Raw genomic sequence first — 16605 nt, 5'->3', positions numbered from 1 at the left:
GGTTCAAATGGGCGTAGCGCTAGGTATTCGGCTACCAGACTTCTAGGCGAGGAATGGCCGTGACAAACTGGCCTCCCCATTCACGTATTTCGCTCAGCTGCAAGCTGATTTCGCTCCGCAGGTTCCACGGCAGGATGAGGATACGTTGCGGCTTGTGGGCGAGCAGGTGCGCCTCGCTTACCACGGGGATGTGGCTGCCCGGCAGGAATTGGCCTTGCTTGGCGGGGTTCTTGTCCACCACGTAGGGCAGCAGGTCGGGCCGCACGCCCGCAAAGTTGAGCAAGGTGTTGCCCTTGGCCGCAGCGCCATAGGCACCCACGATGATGCCGTCGGCCTGGCATTGAAGCAAAAATGTGAGCAGTTCGCGCTTGACCCGTATGGCCTGGGTCTGAAAATCGCAATAGAAACCTGCCCCCAGCATGCCGGCTGCAGCCTCGGTGGCCAGCAGTTGCTGCACGCGGGCAGCACCTTCAGGCGTGGCCTGGGGGTGGCCCACGGTGTCGGCACGGGCGGCAAACACGCGCAGGCTGCCGCCGTGGGTGGGCAGTTCCTGCACATCGATCACCACCAGGCCGTTGGCCACGAAGATGCGCTGAACCGCCGTGAGCGACAGATACGAATAGTGCTCGTGGTACGCCGTATCGAACTGACAACCCTCCACCATGCGCAGCAGGTGCGGAAACTCGAAGGTGGCCACGCCGTGGGGCTTGAGCAGCCGCATGAAGCCGCCCACAAAGTCGTTGATGTCGGGCACATGGGCCAGCACGTTGTTGGCGGCGATCAGGTCGGCCTGGCGGTCGGCGGCGGCCAACTCGTCGGCCAGCGCCACGCCAAAGAAGCGCTCCACCACCTCAATGCCCTTGGCACGGGCCGCGGCTGCGGTGCTGGCCGTGGGCTCCACGCCGTAGCAGGGGATGCCGGCCGCCTGCACGTACTGCAACAAGTAGCCGTCGTTCGATGCGACCTCGACCACGCGGCTGTCAGCGGTCAGGCCCAGGCGCTCGCGCATCGCCTCGACATAGGCTTGGGCGTGGGCCAGCCACGACGATGAGAACGAGCTGAAGTACGCGTAGTCGTCGGTGAACAGCGCCTCGCGCCCGGCGTGGTCTTCGGTCTGCACCAGCCAGCAGGTCTCGCACACCAACAGGCGCAGCGGAAACCAGGTTTCGGGCGCGCGCAGGGCGGCCTCGCGCAGGTAGGCGTTGGACGGGGGCGCACTGCCCAGGTCCAGAAACGGCAATTGCAGCGGGCTGCCGCAGTGTCGGCACTTCACAGGCGCACTCCTTCGAATTCTTCGGTCATCCCGGGCTGGCCTGCGTCGCGGGGCGACATTTGCCCCACCGGCAGCGGCCAGGCAATGGTCAGACGCGGGTCGAGCGGGTGCAGCCCCGCCTCGGCGGCGGGCGCATAGGCTGCAGAGTGGCAATACAGCAGCTCGGCATGGTCGGTCAGCGTCTGGAAGCCGTGGGCAAAACCGGGCGGGATGAGCAGCGCGTTGCCGTTGTCTGCGGATAAATGCTCGGCATGCCACTGCAAAAAGGTGGGAGAGCCCTGGCGCAGGTCCACGGCCACGTCCCAGACCTCGCCACGCAGGCAGGTCACCAGTTTCATTTCGGCGTATGGCGGCTTTTGGTAGTGCATGCCACGCACGGTGCCTTGGAGGGCTGTATAGCTCTGGTTGACTTGGGCGATCGGGCCCGCCCAGCCTGCGCCCGCCAGTTCATCGGCGCAGAACAAGCGCGCAAAAAAGCCGCGCTCGTCCACCAACGGCTGGCGTTGCACACGGAACAACCCCGCCAAGGGCAGCGGCGCCAGGGCCAGCCGGCTCATGGGCGGGCCTCCCACGCGTCGATGTCGGCCAGGCACAGCGCGCGCGCATCGGCGCCGCCATGGTGCTGTCGGTACCAGTTCATGGTGCGGGCCACGGCGGTGTTCAGCGCCCAATGCGGGGCGACGCCCAGCACCTGGCGGGCGTGGGCAGTCTCCAGCGCGAGCCAGCCGGCTTCGTGGGGACCATCACTCTCATTTTCATAGCTTGTTGCGCCGGAAGGATATGCGCTGGAGGCTAATTCGATGACATTTTTGACCGTAGCGGCCTCGTGCGGCAGTGGGCCAAAGTTGTAGGAACCGGCCAGTGCGGGCGATTCCCACAAGCATTGGGCCAGGCGCAGGTAGGCGGCCAGCGGCTCCAGCACGTGCTGCCAGGGACGCGTTGCCTGGGGGCGGCGGATGCGCAGGGTCTCACCCTTCTCCCAGGCGCGCACGGCGTCGGGCAGCAAGCGGTCTTGCGCCCAGTCGCCGCCGCCAATCACATTGCCCGCGCGGGCGGTGGCCACAGCCACGCCCTGGGCTGCAAGAAAGGAATCACGGTAGCTGGCGGTTACCAACTCCGCCGCCGCCTTGCTGGCGCTGTAGGGGTCGTGCCCGCCCAGCGGGTCGTCTTCGCGGTAGGGGTAGGCCCATTCACGGTTGCGGTAGACCTTGTCGGTGGTGACCACCACGGCCACGCGCACGCCCTCCAGCCCACGCAGCGCGTCCAGCACATGCGCCGTGCCCATGACGTTGGTGGCAAAGGTGTCGAGTGGCGCTGCATAGCCGGGCCGCACCAGCGCCTGCGCGGCCAGGTGCAGCACCACATCGGGCCGGGCGGCGTGCACGCGCAGGGCCAGGGCCGGGGCGTTGCGGATGTCGCAAAAATGGCTCTCCATGCCCGGGCCGCCCTGCCCCAACTGGGCCAGGCTGAACAGGTTAGGCTCGCTAGCAGGGGGCAACGCCACGCCGGTCACCTGCGCGCCCAGGCGTTGCAGCCACAGGGCCAGCCACGCGCCCTTAAAGCCGGTGTGGCCGGTGAGCAACACGCGCTTGCCGCGCCAGAAGTCGGGATCAGGGCGCATGGTGGTTTACCAGCACTTCCAGGGGGCGCGGCCCGATTGCCACAGGTCTTCGAGCAGATTCTTCTCGCGCAGCGTGTCCATGGGCTGCCAGAAGCCGGTGTGCTCAAAGGCGCGCAGCTGGCCGCTGGTGGCCAGGCGGGCCATGGGCTCCAGCTCCCAACTGGTGGCGTCGCCGTCGATGAGTTCGATCACCTCAGGCTGCAGCACAAAAAAGCCGCCATTGATCCAGCCACCGTCGCCCCGCGGTTTTTCCTCGAACCCGGCCACGGTGTCGCCATCACGCACCAGGGCGCCATAACGGCCCGGGGGCTGCACGGCCGTCACCGTGGCCTGGCGGCCATGGGCGCGGTGGAAGGCAAACTGGGCCGTCATGTCGAGGTCGGCCACGCCATCGCCATAGGTAAAGCAGAAGGGCTCGCCTGCAGGCAGGTATTCCTGCGCCCGGCGCAAGCGACCGCCGGTCATGGTGCTTTCGCCGGTGTCCACCAGTGTCACCCGCCAGGGCTCGGCATGGCGATGATGCACTTCCATGCGGTTGTTGGCCATGTCAAACGTCACGTCGGACATGTGCAGGAAGTAGTTGGCGAAGTACTCCTTGATAACGTAGCCGCGGTAGCCCAGGCAGATGATGAAGTCATTGACGCCGTGGGCAGAGTACATCTTCATGATGTGCCAGAGGATGGGCCGCCCACCGATCTCGATCATGGGCTTGGGCCGCAGGTGCGACTCCTCCGAAATGCGGGTACCAAGCCCGCCTGCCAGCAGTACAGCTTTCATGCCCGCAGCATAGTGCAGGCCCTCACGGCCAAAAAGGTCCAGTCACAGCAGAAACACCGTCCAAATGAGGCGTTTGCATGCGATGTGGGCGCACGGATGGCGGACACGCTGCGCAAGGGCTCACTCCGATCAATATCAAATTGATAGCAACATAGGCAATAAACATCAGCGCATCGCCACGCTTTGACAAAAACCTGGGTATGCACAGCCCCCGGGAGGCCGCCCAGACCCCTTGCTGGGCACCCGAGGGCCATCGGAACACTCCCATCCCCGCGCGCAAGACCACCAACGTCCCATCGGTGGCAGCGGCCAGCGTCCATTCGCCCGAGAAGCAGCCTGTTGACCGCCCTCTTGGGGCATTTCGCGTTCTGCAATCCGATACATTTGCAGTAACCTTCGGTCAATCCGTGGACTGCAGCCCTCCCCAGCGCAGTCGTGCCCCTGCCGCCGCCCTAAACGTCTAAAGCATGTTTGTCATCATCGGTTACGTCGTCTGCCTCGGCTGCATCTTCGGTGTGTACATCATGCACGGAGGCAATATCAGCGTGATTCTCAAGGCACTGCCGTTTGAGATCATCACCATTTTGGGCGGCGCACTGGGCGCGTTTGTGGTGAACAACCAGCCCAAGGTGATCAAGGCCACCTTGGCCGCACTGCCGATGGCGCTCAAGGGTTCCAAATACACCAAAGAGCGCTACATGGAGTTGATGGCGATGCTCTATGACATCCTGCAAAAGGCCCGCAAGGAAGGTCTGATGGCCATTGAGAAGGATGTGGAAGCGCCCCACGAGTCCGAGATCTTCAAGAAATACCCCACGGTGGGCAGCGACCACCACGTGATCGAGTTCACCACCGACTACCTGCGCATGATGGTGTCGGGCAACCTGAATTCCCACGAGATCGAAGCGCTGATGGACAGCGAGATCGATACCCACCACCAGGAAGCCCACGCCCCCGTGGCCGCGCTGGCCCGCCTGGCCGGCGCCCTGCCCGCCTTCGGGATCGTGGCCGCCGTGCTGGGCGTGGTGAACACCATGGGCTCGGTGGGGCAGCCGCCCTCTGTACTGGGTGGGATGATCGGCTCGGCGCTGGTGGGGACGTTCCTGGGCATTTTGCTGGCCTACGGCGTGGTCGAGCCCCTGGGTGGACTCGTCGAGCAAAAGACCGAGGACGCCGCCAAGGAGCTGCAGTGCATCAAGTCCACCCTGCTCGCCAGCATGCAGGGCTACAACCCGGCCACGGCCATTGAGTTTGGCCGCAAGGTGCTGTTCTCCAACGTACGCCCCAGCTTCTCGGAGCTGGAAGGACACGTGAAGGGCAAGAAGTAGCCGCCGCGAATGCGGTAGCCGCGCCGTAACGCCCCACCACCACCATGGCAGAAAAGAAACTCCAGCCCATCATCATCAAGCGCGTCAAGAAAGGCGGCCACGCGGTGCATGGTGGCGCCTGGAAGATCGCTTATGCCGACTTTGTGACGGCGATGATGGCGTTCTTCTTGCTGATGTGGCTTTTGGGCTCCACGGCCAAGGGTGAGCTGCAGGGCATTGCGGCGTATTTCGCTTCGCCGCTCAAAGTGGCGATGACCGGAGGCGACGGTGCAGGCAACAGCTCCAGCGTCATCCCTGGTGGCGGCAACGATCTGGCCAAGGTACATGGCCAGGTGCGCCGCTCCGATGTGGAAGAAGCCAAGCAGCGCCGCATGAGCATCGATGCCGCGCGGGCAGAACGGGCCAAGCAGGACCAGGAGCGCATCAAGGCCCTGGAGGCCAAGATCGATGCGCTGATCACCGAGAACCCGCGCCTGAATGAGTACAAGTCGCAGATCCGCATCGACATCACACCCGACGGGCTGCAGATCCAGATCATCGACGACCAGAACCGCCCCATGTTCGACAGCGGTAGCGCGTTGGTAAAACCCTACATGCGCGACATCCTGCGCGAAATTGGCGCAGCCCTCGGTGGCGTTGAAAACCGCATCAGCCTTGCAGGCCACACCGACGCCGTACCTTATGGCAACAGCGAAAAGGGGTACAGCAACTGGGAGCTATCGGCAGATCGCGCCAACGCCTCGCGACGGGAACTGGTCTCTGCGGGCATGCCAGACGCTAAACTGGGCCGCGTGGTGGGCTTGGCCGCCAGTGATCTGCTGGACCCCAAGAACCCACGCTCCCCCTCCAACCGGCGCATCACCATCACGGTGTTGACCCGGGAGGCCGAAGAACGGCTCATGGGCAAAGGGATTCCTGAAATCACGTCCACAGAACTGTTGACGGAAAAGCGGGAAAATCCCCCCCCAAGCAGGTAACAGTTACGACTTGTCACCAAACCTGCCACCCATGACAATGCTTACAGTAAATCTCGACTGAAAGGGTCCCAAGTGACCACAGCCCTTCGTTTTTTGATCGTTGACGACTTCTCCACCATGCGACGCATCGTTCGCAACCTGCTCAAGGAGAGCGGGTTTGCAGACGCCGACGAGGCCGAGGATGGTGTCGCCGCACTCAACAAGCTGCGCAACAGCAAGTTTGACTTTGTGGTGACCGACATCAACATGCCCAACATGAACGGCTTCCAGCTGCTGGCCGAGATCAAGAAGGACGACAAGCTCAAACACCTACCCGTCCTGATGGTGACCGCCGAAGCCCGCAAGGAAGACATCGTTGCCGCCGCCCAGGGAGGCGCTGCGGGTTACATCGTCAAACCCTTCACCAAGGCAACTCTGGAAGAGAAAGTGACCTTGATTCTGAAGAAGATGGGGTTATGACACCATGGACGACACACCGGACAACAGCCAGCCTGCCGATGTTCATCACAAGATTGGCCTGCTGACACGTCAGCTTCACGATTCGCTCAACGAGCTGGGTTATGCCGACAAGCTGCGCGGCTCCATGGGCGAGCTGCCCGACGCACAGAGCCGACTTTCCTATATCGCCCGCCTGACGGGGGAAGCGGCCGAGAAGGTGCTCAACCGCGTCGAGCAGGCCAAGGCCCAGCACGACTACATTGCGGCGGAAACGCGCCGGGTCGTCAACTCGCTGGTGGCGGACCCGGTGGCGGCCGTGGCCAAAGGCGAGATCTTCAACTTTCTGACCGACGTGGAGCGCGTGACCAAGGAAGCCGACACGCACCTCACCGAAATCATGATGGCGCAGGATTTTCACGACCTCACCGGCCAGGTGATTGCGCGCGTGGTGAACCTGGCAGCCACCATTGAAGAGCAGCTGGTGCAACTGCTCATCCAGACGGCTCCGCCCAGCGCCCAGGTGCCTGCCGAGCCCGCCCGCGCAGCGCATCTTCAGGGCCCGGTGGTGGACCCGGAGAACACGCCCGACGTGGTCACCGACCAGTCCCAGGTGGACGACCTGCTGGCCAGTCTGGGCTTCTGACGCTCCGTTTTCAGTCCGGCAGCCCTAGGGCGCTAGTGCAATATGCCTTGATTGCTATCATTTTTTGAAAATAGTGGCAGCAATCCACGGTGCGGGTCAGACACAGAACCGCCACTAGACACACCCCAGGCACCACCGAAAAGAGGGGGCTGCAGCCCCCTTATCAGCCTTTAGATTTCCGGGTCGCTCACGACAATGGCATGACACCAGCCGTCATGCCACCATGGAATCCAGCCAAGAAAAAAGCCTCCCCGCGTCAGAACGCAAGCTGCAAAAAGCGCGCGAAGATGGCCAAGGGGCACGCTCGCGCGACCTGTCGCACCTGGCCATCCTGGGCGCGGGCGCCGCATGCATGCTGCTGCTGGCCCCGCAGCTGATGGACCGCATGCAGTGGGCCATGAGCCAGCAGCTGGCGTTCAATGCGGCCACGGTGATGGCGCCAGGCACCATGCTCTCGCGGCTGCAGGACATGGTCATCGTGGGCTTGGTGGCCAGCACGGTGTTTGCCACCCTCACCAGCGCTGCGGGGCTGATCAGCGCCATCGGGGCGGGCGGCTGGATTCTCAGTGCCAAGCCCATCACACCGCAGTTCAACCGACTCAACCCGATCTCCGGACTGGCCAACCTGTTTTCCAAGCAGCAGATGGCCAACGTGGCCAAGATGGTGCTGATGACCGCCATCCTGACCTACGTGGCCTGGAAGTTCTTGGGCAACAGCCTTGAAACGGTCGCCATGCTGGTGCTGCAGCCCTCGCCGCTGGCCCTTCGCCAGATTGCAGACTGGCTGACCTCGGGCATGAGCCTGTTGCTGCTGGTCGTGTTTCTGGCTGCCTTGGTGGATGTGCCTTTGCAGGCGTTCTTCTTCAAGGAGCGGCTGAAGATGTCGCACGAGGAAGTCAAGCAGGAGCACAAGGAGTCGGACGGCAACCCCCACACCAAGGGCCGCATCCGCCAGAAGCAGCGCGAGATCGCCGACCGGGCCAGCGTAGGCGCGGTCCCCAAGGCCGACTTTGTGGTGATGAACCCCACCCACTACGCCGTGGCCCTCAAATACGACGAGAAGACCATGAGTGCGCCCCAGGTCATCTCGCGCGGCACCGACCTCATCGCCATGAAGATCCGCGACGTGGCCAAGGAGCACAACGTGCCCGTGCTGCAGTCGCCCATGCTGGCCCGTGCGCTGTATGCCCATGCCGAGCTGGACCAGGCCATCCCCGCGACGCTCTACACCGCCGTTGCCCAGGTGCTGGCCTATGTGTACCGCCTCAAGGCAGCCCTGCGTGGCGAAGGCCGTATGCCCGACAGCCTGGTGGAGCCTTTCGTGCCGCCTGAACTCGATCCGCTGAACCGCACCACGGTGCAAGGTGCTGCCGTATGAACACCTCCGTAAAGTCTTTGCAGCAATGGGCGGGCACCAATGCCAGCGCCCTGCAGGGCCTGTCGGCACCACTGCTGGTGGTGGCGATTCTGGCGCTGATGGTGCTGCCCATCCCCCCGTGGCTGCTGGATGCATTTTTCACGCTCAACATCGCCGTCGCGCTGATGGTGATGATGGTGGCGGCGTACATGCTGCGTCCGCTGGACTTCGCGGCATTCCCTTCGGTGCTGCTGCTGACCACACTGATGCGCCTGTCGCTGAACGTGGCCTCTACGCGCGTGGTGCTGCTCGAAGGCCACCAGGGCCCTGGCGCAGCGGGTGCAGTGATCGAGGCCTTCGGCCACTTCCTGATCGGCGGCAACTTCGCCGTCGGCCTGATCGTTTTTGCGATCCTCGTGGTGATCAACTTCGTGGTGATTACCAAGGGCGCCGAGCGCATTGCCGAAGTGTCGGCGCGCTTCACCCTGGACGCCATGCCCGGCAAGCAGATGGCGGTGGATGCCGACCTGAATGCCGGCCTGATCGACGAAAAAGAAGCCAAGCGTCGCCGTGCCGAAGTGGCGGAAGAAGCCAACTTCTTCGGCTCCATGGACGGCGCGTCCAAGTTCGTGCGCGGCGACGCCGTGGCGGGCATCCTGATCCTGCTCATCAACATCATTGGCGGCTTCGCCATTGGTGTGTTGCAACACGACCTGTCGGCCAAGCAGGCCGCAGACAGCTACATCCTGCTGGCCATTGGCGATGCGCTGGTGGCACAGATTCCCGGCCTGCTGATTTCGGTGGCAGCCGCCATGGTGATCTCGCGCGTGGGCAAGGACCACGACATGGGCCGCCAGATCGTTCAGCAGCTGTTCATGTCGCCCCGCGTGCTGGGTGTGACGGCAGGCATCCTGATCCTGCTGGGTTTGATCCCCGGCATGCCACATGTGGTGTTCCTGACCATGGGCAGCCTGCTGGGTTACGGCGCCTGGGTGATGTATGAGCGCCAGAAGGTTCCCCCGGTGGTCGAAGCCCCACCGCCACCCGCTACCGATGGCGAAGCCACCTGGGACGACTTGCAGCCCGTGGACCTGCTGGGCCTGGAACTGGGATACCGCCTCATCAGCCTGGTGGACAAGAGCCGCCAGGGCGACCTACTCACCCGCATCAAGGGCGTGCGCCGCAAGTTTGCACAGGAAGTCGGCTTCCTGCCCCCTGCCGTGCACGTACGTGACAACCTCGAACTCAAGCCCAGCGGCTACCGCATCACGCTGCGCGGCGTGGTGGTGGGCGAGGGCGAAGCCTTCCCTGGCATGTTCCTGGCCATCAACCCCGGCGGCATCACCACGCCGCTGATCGGCACGGCCACCACCGACCCTGCCTTTGGCCTGCCAGCACACTGGATCGACGATCGGCAAAAGGAAGCCGCACAAATGGCCGGTTTTACCGTCGTTGATTCCGAAACCGTGATGGCCACCCATTTGTCACACTTGATGCAAGTGCAAGCCGCCAAGCTCCTCAGTCGCACGGAAACGCAGCAACTGGTGGAACACGTGGCCAAGCTGGCCCCCAAGCTCATCGAAGAAGTGGTTCCGAAAATGGTCTCCATCGCAACGTTCCAGAAAGTCCTCCAGCTGCTGCTGGAAGAGTCTGTGCACATCCGCGATATCCGCACCATCATCGAAACGCTGGCCGAGCATGCTGGCGGCGTCTCGGACCCCGTCGAGCTGGCCCGCCGCGTGCGCATTGCGCTCTCGCCCGCCATCGTCCAGCAGATTTACGGCCCCACCCGCGAGCTCAACGTCATTGCCATCGAGCCCGGCCTGGAGCGCCTGCTGGTGCAAGCCCTGGGCAACACGGCAGGCCCCGCGCTCGACCCCGGCGTGGCCGACATCCTCACACAAAAGGCCGCCGAAGTGGCTCTCAAGCAGGAAGAGATGGGCCTGCCCGCCTGCCTGCTGGTTCCCGACCAGATCCGCAATGCCATCTCCCGCCTGGTGCGCCGCGTAGCGCCCCGCCTGCAGGTGCTGGCACACAGTGAAATTCCAGAGACCCACACCATCCGTATTGGGCCGATCCTTAAAGGTGCATCAGCATGAACATCAAACGCTTTACCGCCCCCACCTCCCGGGAGGCTCTGGCCAAGGCGCGCATGGCCTTTGGCGACGGCACGCTGATTCTGTCCAACCGCCCCACGGCCAACGGCGTGGAAGTGGTGGCCACGGCCGAGGACACGCTGTCGGCTCTGGACGGTGGTGTGCCCACCGCTTCGTCCAATCCGCCCCTGCTGGCGCCCAGCACTGCGCGCAGCACCCCACAGCGCGCCAGCCAATCGGCAGCAGCGTCGGGCCTGGGCCGCAACCCGGTCGAGGAAGACACCGAACAGCTGGCCATGAGCACGCTGTCGTTCCAGGACTATGTGCGCGAACGCATGCTGCGCCGCCGCCACGAGGCACTGAATGGTCCCTCGGAACCCCAGACACTGTCTGAACGCAGCCGCGACCAGGAACCAGAACGTGAACGCATGCCCGCGCCCTCGGTGGCGCGCCACAACCCGCTGCGCACCATCCCGATGGACATGCCGCCCGAGCCACCGCGCCGCCGGCAGGAAGCTCCCAGCGCCCACCTGATCCAGTCGAACAACCAGCAGAGCGTGATGAACGAGCTGCACGCGATGAAAGAGCTGATCGAAGACCGCTTCAACACGCTGGCCTGGCTGGGGCAGGCGCGCCAGAACCCGATCCAGTCCAACCTGATGCTGAAGATGATCCGTGCCGGATACTCCCCGTCGCTGGCCCGCGCCGTGCTCGAACGCATGCCCGAAGACCTGTCGGCGGGCGAATCGGTGCGCTGGCTGATGGAGGTGCTGGAACGCAACCTCAAGACCGACCAGACCGATCCCCCCCTTTACGAACAGGGCGGCATCTTCGCCATGGTGGGCTCTACGGGTGTGGGCAAGACCACCACCACCGCCAAGCTGGCTGCCATGTGCGCCCGCATCCACGGCCCCGGCAGTGTGGGGCTGATCACACTGGACACCTACCGTGTGGGCGCGCACGAACAACTGCGCACTTACGGGCGCATGCTGGGCATCGTGGCCCACCTGGCACACGACCGCGCCGCGCTGCAAGACCTGCTGGGTCTGCTCAGCGGCAAGAAAATGGTGTTGATCGACACCACCGGCGTGGCCCCCAGGGACCCCCGCAAGCGCGACATGCTGGATGTGCTGGACCTGCCCCATGTGAACCGCCTGCTGGTGCTCAACGCCGGCTGCCACGGCGATACGCTGGACGACGTGCTGACCGCCTTCAAAACCGACGGCTCGCAACAGGCCATCCTGTCCAAGGTGGACGAGGCCGTGAAGCTGGGCCCCGCGATCGACGCACTGATCCGCCACCAGATGGTGCTGCGCGGCGTGACCAACGGCCAGCGCGTGCCCGAGGACTGGGAGCGTGCCAACGCCCACCAGCTCATCAGCGCCTCCATGCGATCGCCGGCGAAGTCGGCTTTCGACCCCAAGGCCACGGACCTGAACTTCTTCTTCTCGCACTCTCCTGACACCGTGACGGAGGGGGGGCTGGTCGATGCTTGATCTGGGTTTTCACCAGGCGGCCAGCCTGCACAGCCTCACCCCGCAGGCAGAGCTGCGGCTGCTGGCAGTCGCCAGCCAGGGCAACACGGCGAGCGGCCTGGAAACGCTATGGCAGATCTGCGCCAGCCTGCAGCGGCTGGGCTATCCGGTGGTGGTGCTCGACGGCACGGCGCAGGAGTCCGACGACAGCCCCGGGCTGCTGCACCTGCTGCAACATGCCACGTGGAATGACGGCGCCAGCCTGAACCTGGGCGCCACCGCATCCTCCCTCGCCGTGATTCCAGCGGCCAAGGGGCTGCAGCACCTGAGCCGCAAAGCCAGCGGCAGCACACGCTCGCCCATGGAGAGCTTGCTGCCCTGCTTCAGGACTTACGGCCTCATGGTGATTCACGCGCCAGCCTCCACCCTGGGGCCCCTGCTCACCCACACGGCCACGGTGCCGCTGGTGGTCATGGGCAGTGGCGCAGCGGGCGTGATGACCAGCTACAAGAGCCTCAAGCAGATTGCGCTACACACTGGCTTGCCCTGCATGGTGGCCGCTTTGCTGCACGGCAACACCGCCGCCGAACGCCGCAAGGCCCAGTCCCAGCTGATGACCTTGCAGGCATGTGCCGAGCGCCATCTGGGCGGCCCGATACGAACCACCACCATTGCCACGCAGAACCCCCAGGAGCTTCAGCGCCTGGCCTTGCAACTGCTGGAAAATGCGGGCACTATGAACGGAGCGCTGGCTGCGCTGACACCCAGCAACTTGACAGGCATGCCTGCGCATTTTGTCCGGAGCCACTGACCAGAGCCTGTGATGCACCTCTACGTACGCACGTTGACCCGAAACGCTCCCCACGGTCTGGCAAGTTGCTGGCCCCGGGCGGCGGAAAAAGATCGGGTGATGGCACCCCCAAGCGGCTCCAAAACAAGATCGCATACCCGCCCTACCAGTGCATAACACCCTCTCTATGTACACCGCCAAAGGCCAGCTTGATCGCGATGCCATGATCCGCCAGCATGTACCGCTGGTCCGGAGGATTGCGCACCACATGATCGCCAAGCTGCCTCCCAATGTCGAGCTGGATGACTTGATCCAGGTCGGCATGATGGGGCTGGCCGAAGCTCTGTCGCGCTACGAAGTGGCACAGGGCGTGCAGTTTGAAACCTTTGCCACCCAACGCATCCGGGGCGCCATGCTCGACGAGCTGCGCGAGGGCGACTGGATGAGCCGCAGCTCGCGCAAGAGCCAGAAAGACATTGAACACGCTGTGCACCGGCTGGAGCAAAAGCTGGGACGCAGCCCGCTGGAGTCCGAAATAGCCAGCGAAATGGGCATGAGCCTGGCGGACTACCAGAATCTGCTGGGCAAGGTCCGGGGCACCCAGCTGGTGTACCTCGAAGACATGACGCATGGCAACGATGACGAGGATGGGTTTCTGGACCGCCACGTTGCCGACAGTGCGGCTGACCCGGTGGAGCTGCTGCGTGATCAACGGCTCAAGACGTCACTGGTCAACGCCATCAAGACCCTGCCGGAGCGCGAGCAGCACATCATGGGCATGTACTACGAACATGACATGAACCTCAAGGAAATTGCCGCCGTGCTGGGCGTTACCGAGTCGCGCGTGTGCCAGCTGCACAGCCAGTCCATTGCCCGGCTGCGGGCAAAGATGCGCGCGCACTGAGCGCCCCCACCGGCGGACACCAGGCGCCGCGCAGGTCGTTGCGCAGGGCCATAGGGTGACGGGCCGCCGCTTTTCGCGACCGGGCCCACAACCCCTTCAGAACAATGGATGCCGCTCAGCCTGCAGAGCGGTAGATGCGCGCCACACCCGGCGCGGCTCCGCGCGCCCCCAGGCCATCGCCATAGGTAGCCGCCGCATTGGGGGGCAACAGGCCGGCGGCTTGGCGGTCCGTGCTGGCAGCAAGCCGGGCCAGGCTTTCACGGTGCAGGATCAGCATGCTGCGGATCGCATCCGCGCGCTTTTGCAGCGACGCTGGCAAGGGCAACCCCCGCGCGGCCGCCTGCTCCAGCGCACGCGAGAAATCGGCCGCTGCATCACGCAAGGCCGTGCTGTTTTTTTCCAGGGAGGTGGGGTCGGCCGCGAGAAGTGCGGCGGAGACTTGTTCGATCAGCTGCTCAACAGCCGAGAGAGATTCTTCCAGAGACATGGCGCATTGTGCGATGGATTGCGCCCGGTAGCAAAACGCCGGTCAACCCCGCGAGCGGGACAGGATCTCCTGGGCGTTGGACAACAGCTTGTCGGCAATGGCTTCGGCGTCGACCGAGAATTCGCCCTTTTCGATGGCAGCGCGCACTGCCTTGACCTTGCCTGCGTCAAAATCTGCCGTGCTGCGGGTGGCAGGGCTGAGCGCCCGGGCCGCGGTGGACACAGTGACAGGCACACCGGCGGATGACGCCATCAGTGCGTCCTTGGTGGCTCCTTCAGCAGCGCTGGCTGGGGCCTTGGCTTGCTTGGCAAGCCCCGTCGGCGGCAACCCGCCCGGCAGTTCCGGTGTTTGACCTATCTTCATCGCTCTCTCCACCACCCCGTTGGATGTGGGGCATCAGTAGCAATGTTTTCGACCCATTTGGCCCGGACTTTAGCCATTTATCACCGGGGCGTCATCACAGAGTGACATCCACTGTCCCAGAATCATTCACAGTTCCACTTACGATGCGGCCATTCTCCATGCGCACGCGCACAGTCTGCCCGGCAGAGCCTGCGGTCAACGCCTGGCCCGCAGAGCTGACCGCATAGCCCGGCCCCTGGGCCACCACTTTCACCTGCGCACCGGCCTTGAACAGCAGGGGGGCACGCACCATGGCCTGGCGCACCGCCTGCCCCGCCACCAGTTGGCGGGCCGCGGTCTGCCCTACCCACAGGTCGGGATTGGCCATGACGGGAGAGGAATCGGCCGCCCAGTCCACTTCGGCCTCTGTGGCGTCATTGGCCGTCAACACGGCACCGGGCGCCACATTGTTGATCAACACCCAGGCCGGGCCAAACGCCTTGATGGTGACGGGCAAAAACACGTTCCATGCGGTGGCTCCCTCCACGCAGCGCAGCCCCAGACGGGTCCGGCCCCACAGGCGGGCACCTACGGGCAGATAGGGTTCAACGCGCGCACAGGGCGCCAGCCGCAGGCGCGAATCCAGTGAGCCAACACTCACTTCCATACGCAATGGCAGCGCGGAGGACGGGTTGCGGGCCAACGCATCGTCCAGCCAGCGCTGGGTAAGCGGCCCCAGGTCCGCCGCGGGGTCTGCCGCCGACTGGGCGTGCGCAACACCATGGGGGCCCAGCGCAGCCACAGCCAATACACCCGCCAGGCAGAACGTACGCACCAAGGCGCCGGCACGCACAGCCAGCGACTGCCGGGTGGCGCCGCACAGCGCGACGTCGGTGTTGGTGTCAGAGAAAAGGAAGTGGGCGGTCATGGGGGCCTCCAGGGCATCGGCTGGCCAGGCTGCCCGCGCACGGGGTGCTACGGAAGGCAGGGGCCATTTCACCCCTGGAACTATAGGCAGATGACCCGGACGCAAAACCCGGAACTGCACATCCATTTGCCACTTCTTCGCGCTTTAGAAAAAGGGCGCGGTTTCCATAATCGAACCACGCCAAAAGCCCCCCGGGGACGGCGACTTTGCAACCGACGGTGTGAGGCACACATGCTTGACAAGATGACCAACCAGCTGAATTTTCACGGCAACGCCCTGGTGCTGCGTGGGGAACGTCAGCGCGCCATCGCCAGCAACATTGCCAACGCCGACACCCCTGGCTATGTGGCACGCGACTTCAAGTTCGGCGACGCGCTGCGCGAGGCTACGGGCATGACTTCTTCCGCCACGGGCACTGCCGGCGCGGCGGTCACGCGGCTGGCAACCGGAGGCTCGTACGGAACTGCGGGCACGACCGATCCGCACCATATTCCGCTGCCCACCGTGAATTCCAGCACCAGCATCGACCGGCAAGGCGCCCTGGGCTATGCGGTGCAAACGCAACCGAGCCTGGACAACAACTCGGTGGACCTGGACCGCGAGCGCGCCAACTTCGTGGACAACGCCGTGCGCTATGAAGCCACGCTGCGGTTCATCAACGGCAACGCCAAGACCATGCTCAGCGCCATCCAGGGCCAATAACCAGCCAGCCCCGCAGCGCAGAAAGCGAGCCACCTCATGTCCATGTTTTCGATTTTCAACGTATCGGGCAGCGCCATCAGTGCGCAGTCGCAGCGGCTCAACGTGGTGGCCAGCAACCTGGCCAATGTGGACGCCGTGGCAGGCCCCGATGGTCAGGCTTACAAGGCACGCCAGGTGGTGTTCCAGACAGCGCCCATGGGGGCCGACAGCTCTGCGGGCGTCAAGGTCAGCGGTGTCAGCGAAAGCAATGTGCCGGGCCGCCGCGTGCACGACCCCAGCCACCCGTCGGCCGACGAGCAGGGGTATGTGACGCACTCCAACGTCAACGCGGTTGAAGAGATGGTCAACATGATCTCTGCCTCGCGCTCGTACCAGAACAACGTCGAGGTCATGAACACGGCCAAGTCGCTGCTCCTCAAAACCCTGCAGATGGGCCAGTAAGGCAAGAGCCTGCTCCAAGAAGGACA

General features: G+C 64.3%; 18 protein-coding genes. 11 read left to right on the top strand and 7 right to left on the bottom strand.

Annotation, left to right across the window (positions count from 1 at the left end; all coding sequences use genetic code 11):
• Window positions 1-31: 31 nt before the first annotated feature.
• The 4 genes from ACTJKQ_RS09180 to rfbF are packed head-to-tail and all read right to left on the bottom strand — an operon-like array spanning window position 32 to window position 3671.
• A complete protein-coding gene (locus ACTJKQ_RS09180; protein ID WP_440596650.1) occupies window positions 32-1273 on the bottom strand; it encodes a methyltransferase domain-containing protein in 1242 nt (413 codons plus the stop codon).
• The gene (locus tag ACTJKQ_RS09175) at window positions 1270-1830 is read right to left on the bottom strand and encodes a dTDP-4-dehydrorhamnose 3,5-epimerase family protein (protein ID WP_440596649.1); all 561 of its coding nucleotides are present in this window, start codon (window positions 1828-1830) and stop codon (window positions 1270-1272) included. The genes ACTJKQ_RS09180 and ACTJKQ_RS09175 overlap by 4 nt, the downstream gene beginning before the upstream one ends.
• Window positions 1827-2894, bottom strand: coding sequence for a CDP-glucose 4,6-dehydratase (gene rfbG / locus ACTJKQ_RS09170; RefSeq protein WP_440596648.1), 1068 nt, complete (start codon window positions 2892-2894; stop codon window positions 1827-1829). Before rfbG ends, ACTJKQ_RS09175 begins: the two co-directional genes overlap by 4 nt.
• A 6-nt stretch (window positions 2895-2900) precedes the next feature.
• Window positions 2901-3671: a glucose-1-phosphate cytidylyltransferase gene (rfbF, locus tag ACTJKQ_RS09165; RefSeq protein ID WP_440596647.1), complete on the bottom strand. Its 771-nt coding sequence runs from the start codon at window positions 3669-3671 to the stop codon at window positions 2901-2903.
• Window positions 3672-4138: 467 nt separating this feature from the next.
• On the opposite strand from rfbF, the gene motA reads away from it, so the two are divergent.
• The 9 genes from motA (at window position 4139) to ACTJKQ_RS09120 (ending at window position 13679) form a co-directional block, all read left to right on the top strand.
• Entirely contained in the window at window positions 4139-4999 is an 861-nt protein-coding gene (gene motA, locus ACTJKQ_RS09160) for a flagellar motor stator protein MotA (protein WP_056065696.1), read from the top strand.
• A gap of 44 nt (window positions 5000-5043) precedes the next feature.
• Window positions 5044-5976 (top strand): flagellar motor protein MotB, encoded by a 933-nt coding sequence (gene motB, locus ACTJKQ_RS09155; RefSeq protein WP_056065694.1) that lies wholly within the window; start codon window positions 5044-5046, stop codon window positions 5974-5976.
• 72 nt (window positions 5977-6048) lie between these two features.
• Window positions 6049-6435, top strand: coding sequence for a chemotaxis response regulator CheY (gene cheY, locus ACTJKQ_RS09150; protein ID WP_010466076.1), 387 nt, complete (start codon window positions 6049-6051; stop codon window positions 6433-6435).
• A gap of 4 nt (window positions 6436-6439) precedes the next feature.
• Window positions 6440-7057 (top strand): protein phosphatase CheZ, encoded by a 618-nt coding sequence (locus ACTJKQ_RS09145; protein WP_056065691.1) that lies wholly within the window; start codon window positions 6440-6442, stop codon window positions 7055-7057.
• Between the two features lie 223 nt (window positions 7058-7280).
• Window positions 7281-8435 carry an EscU/YscU/HrcU family type III secretion system export apparatus switch protein gene (locus ACTJKQ_RS09140; protein ID WP_440596646.1) on the top strand — a complete coding sequence of 385 codons (1155 nt, stop codon included), beginning with the start codon at window positions 7281-7283 and terminating at the stop codon, window positions 8433-8435.
• On the top strand, window positions 8432-10513 hold the full coding sequence (gene flhA, locus ACTJKQ_RS09135; protein ID WP_056065684.1) for a flagellar biosynthesis protein FlhA: 2082 nt from the start codon (window positions 8432-8434) through the stop codon (window positions 10511-10513). The genes ACTJKQ_RS09140 and flhA overlap by 4 nt, the downstream gene beginning before the upstream one ends.
• Window positions 10510-12006, top strand: coding sequence for a flagellar biosynthesis protein FlhF (gene flhF, locus ACTJKQ_RS09130; RefSeq protein ID WP_440596645.1), 1497 nt, complete (start codon window positions 10510-10512; stop codon window positions 12004-12006). The genes flhA and flhF overlap by 4 nt, the downstream gene beginning before the upstream one ends.
• Window positions 11999-12796: a hypothetical protein gene (locus tag ACTJKQ_RS09125; protein ID WP_056065678.1), complete on the top strand. Its 798-nt coding sequence runs from the start codon at window positions 11999-12001 to the stop codon at window positions 12794-12796. The genes flhF and ACTJKQ_RS09125 overlap by 8 nt, the downstream gene beginning before the upstream one ends.
• A gap of 166 nt (window positions 12797-12962) precedes the next feature.
• Window positions 12963-13679, top strand: coding sequence for an RNA polymerase sigma factor FliA (locus ACTJKQ_RS09120; protein ID WP_056065675.1), 717 nt, complete (start codon window positions 12963-12965; stop codon window positions 13677-13679).
• A 115-nt stretch (window positions 13680-13794) separates the two neighbouring features.
• Here the strand turns inward: ACTJKQ_RS09120 and ACTJKQ_RS09115 are convergent, their stop codons facing one another.
• The 3 genes from ACTJKQ_RS09115 to flgA all read right to left on the bottom strand — a co-directional run bounded on the left by ACTJKQ_RS09115 (window position 13795) and on the right by flgA (window position 15436).
• The gene (locus tag ACTJKQ_RS09115; RefSeq protein WP_108498214.1) at window positions 13795-14166 is read right to left on the bottom strand and encodes a hypothetical protein; all 372 of its coding nucleotides are present in this window, start codon (window positions 14164-14166) and stop codon (window positions 13795-13797) included.
• A gap of 42 nt (window positions 14167-14208) precedes the next feature.
• The gene (gene flgM / locus ACTJKQ_RS09110; protein WP_056065669.1) at window positions 14209-14529 is read right to left on the bottom strand and encodes a flagellar biosynthesis anti-sigma factor FlgM; all 321 of its coding nucleotides are present in this window, start codon (window positions 14527-14529) and stop codon (window positions 14209-14211) included.
• A 94-nt stretch (window positions 14530-14623) separates the two neighbouring features.
• Window positions 14624-15436: a flagellar basal body P-ring formation chaperone FlgA gene (flgA, locus tag ACTJKQ_RS09105; protein ID WP_440596644.1), complete on the bottom strand. Its 813-nt coding sequence runs from the start codon at window positions 15434-15436 to the stop codon at window positions 14624-14626.
• 231 nt (window positions 15437-15667) lie between these two features.
• On the opposite strand from flgA, the gene ACTJKQ_RS09100 reads away from it, so the two are divergent.
• Window positions 15668-16138 carry a flagellar basal body rod protein FlgB gene (locus ACTJKQ_RS09100; RefSeq protein WP_056065666.1) on the top strand — a complete coding sequence of 157 codons (471 nt, stop codon included), beginning with the start codon at window positions 15668-15670 and terminating at the stop codon, window positions 16136-16138.
• A 36-nt stretch (window positions 16139-16174) separates the two neighbouring features.
• Window positions 16175-16579 carry a flagellar basal body rod protein FlgC gene (gene flgC / locus ACTJKQ_RS09095; RefSeq protein WP_056065662.1) on the top strand — a complete coding sequence of 135 codons (405 nt, stop codon included), beginning with the start codon at window positions 16175-16177 and terminating at the stop codon, window positions 16577-16579.
• The last annotated feature ends 26 nt before the right edge of the window (window positions 16580-16605 follow it).

It is taken from the genome of Acidovorax sp. 22279 (assembly GCF_052045435.1).
Lineage (GTDB): Bacteria > Pseudomonadota > Gammaproteobacteria > Burkholderiales > Burkholderiaceae_C > Acidovorax > Acidovorax delafieldii.
The sequence above is the reverse complement of the archived record's forward strand: the minus strand, read 5'-3'. Positions and strand labels throughout refer to the sequence as shown.

Bases quoted from the DNA above. Each gene is read 5' to 3' on its own strand.
- ACTJKQ_RS09175 (WP_440596649.1), bottom strand. From the start codon at position 1,830: ATGAGCCGGCTGGCCCTGGCGCCGCTGCCCTTGGCGGGGTTGTTCCGT.
- rfbG (WP_440596648.1), bottom strand. From the start codon at position 2,894: ATGCGCCCTGATCCCGACTTCTGGCGCGGCAAGCGCGTGTTGCTCACC.
- rfbF (WP_440596647.1), bottom strand. From the start codon at position 3,671: ATGAAAGCTGTACTGCTGGCAGGCGGGCTTGGTACCCGCATTTCGGAG.
- motA (WP_056065696.1), top strand. From the start codon at position 4,139: ATGTTTGTCATCATCGGTTACGTCGTCTGCCTCGGCTGCATCTTCGGT.
- motB (WP_056065694.1), top strand. From the start codon at position 5,044: ATGGCAGAAAAGAAACTCCAGCCCATCATCATCAAGCGCGTCAAGAAA.
- ACTJKQ_RS09145 (WP_056065691.1), top strand. From the start codon at position 6,440: ATGGACGACACACCGGACAACAGCCAGCCTGCCGATGTTCATCACAAG.
- ACTJKQ_RS09140 (WP_440596646.1), top strand. From the start codon at position 7,281: ATGGAATCCAGCCAAGAAAAAAGCCTCCCCGCGTCAGAACGCAAGCTG.
- flhA (WP_056065684.1), top strand. From the start codon at position 8,432: ATGAACACCTCCGTAAAGTCTTTGCAGCAATGGGCGGGCACCAATGCC.
- flhF (WP_440596645.1), top strand. From the start codon at position 10,510: ATGAACATCAAACGCTTTACCGCCCCCACCTCCCGGGAGGCTCTGGCC.
- ACTJKQ_RS09125 (WP_056065678.1), top strand. From the start codon at position 11,999: ATGCTTGATCTGGGTTTTCACCAGGCGGCCAGCCTGCACAGCCTCACC.
- ACTJKQ_RS09120 (WP_056065675.1), top strand. From the start codon at position 12,963: ATGTACACCGCCAAAGGCCAGCTTGATCGCGATGCCATGATCCGCCAG.
- ACTJKQ_RS09115 (WP_108498214.1), bottom strand. From the start codon at position 14,166: ATGTCTCTGGAAGAATCTCTCTCGGCTGTTGAGCAGCTGATCGAACAA.
- flgM (WP_056065669.1), bottom strand. From the start codon at position 14,529: ATGAAGATAGGTCAAACACCGGAACTGCCGGGCGGGTTGCCGCCGACG.
- flgA (WP_440596644.1), bottom strand. From the start codon at position 15,436: ATGACCGCCCACTTCCTTTTCTCTGACACCAACACCGACGTCGCGCTG.
- ACTJKQ_RS09100 (WP_056065666.1), top strand. From the start codon at position 15,668: ATGCTTGACAAGATGACCAACCAGCTGAATTTTCACGGCAACGCCCTG.
- flgC (WP_056065662.1), top strand. From the start codon at position 16,175: ATGTCCATGTTTTCGATTTTCAACGTATCGGGCAGCGCCATCAGTGCG.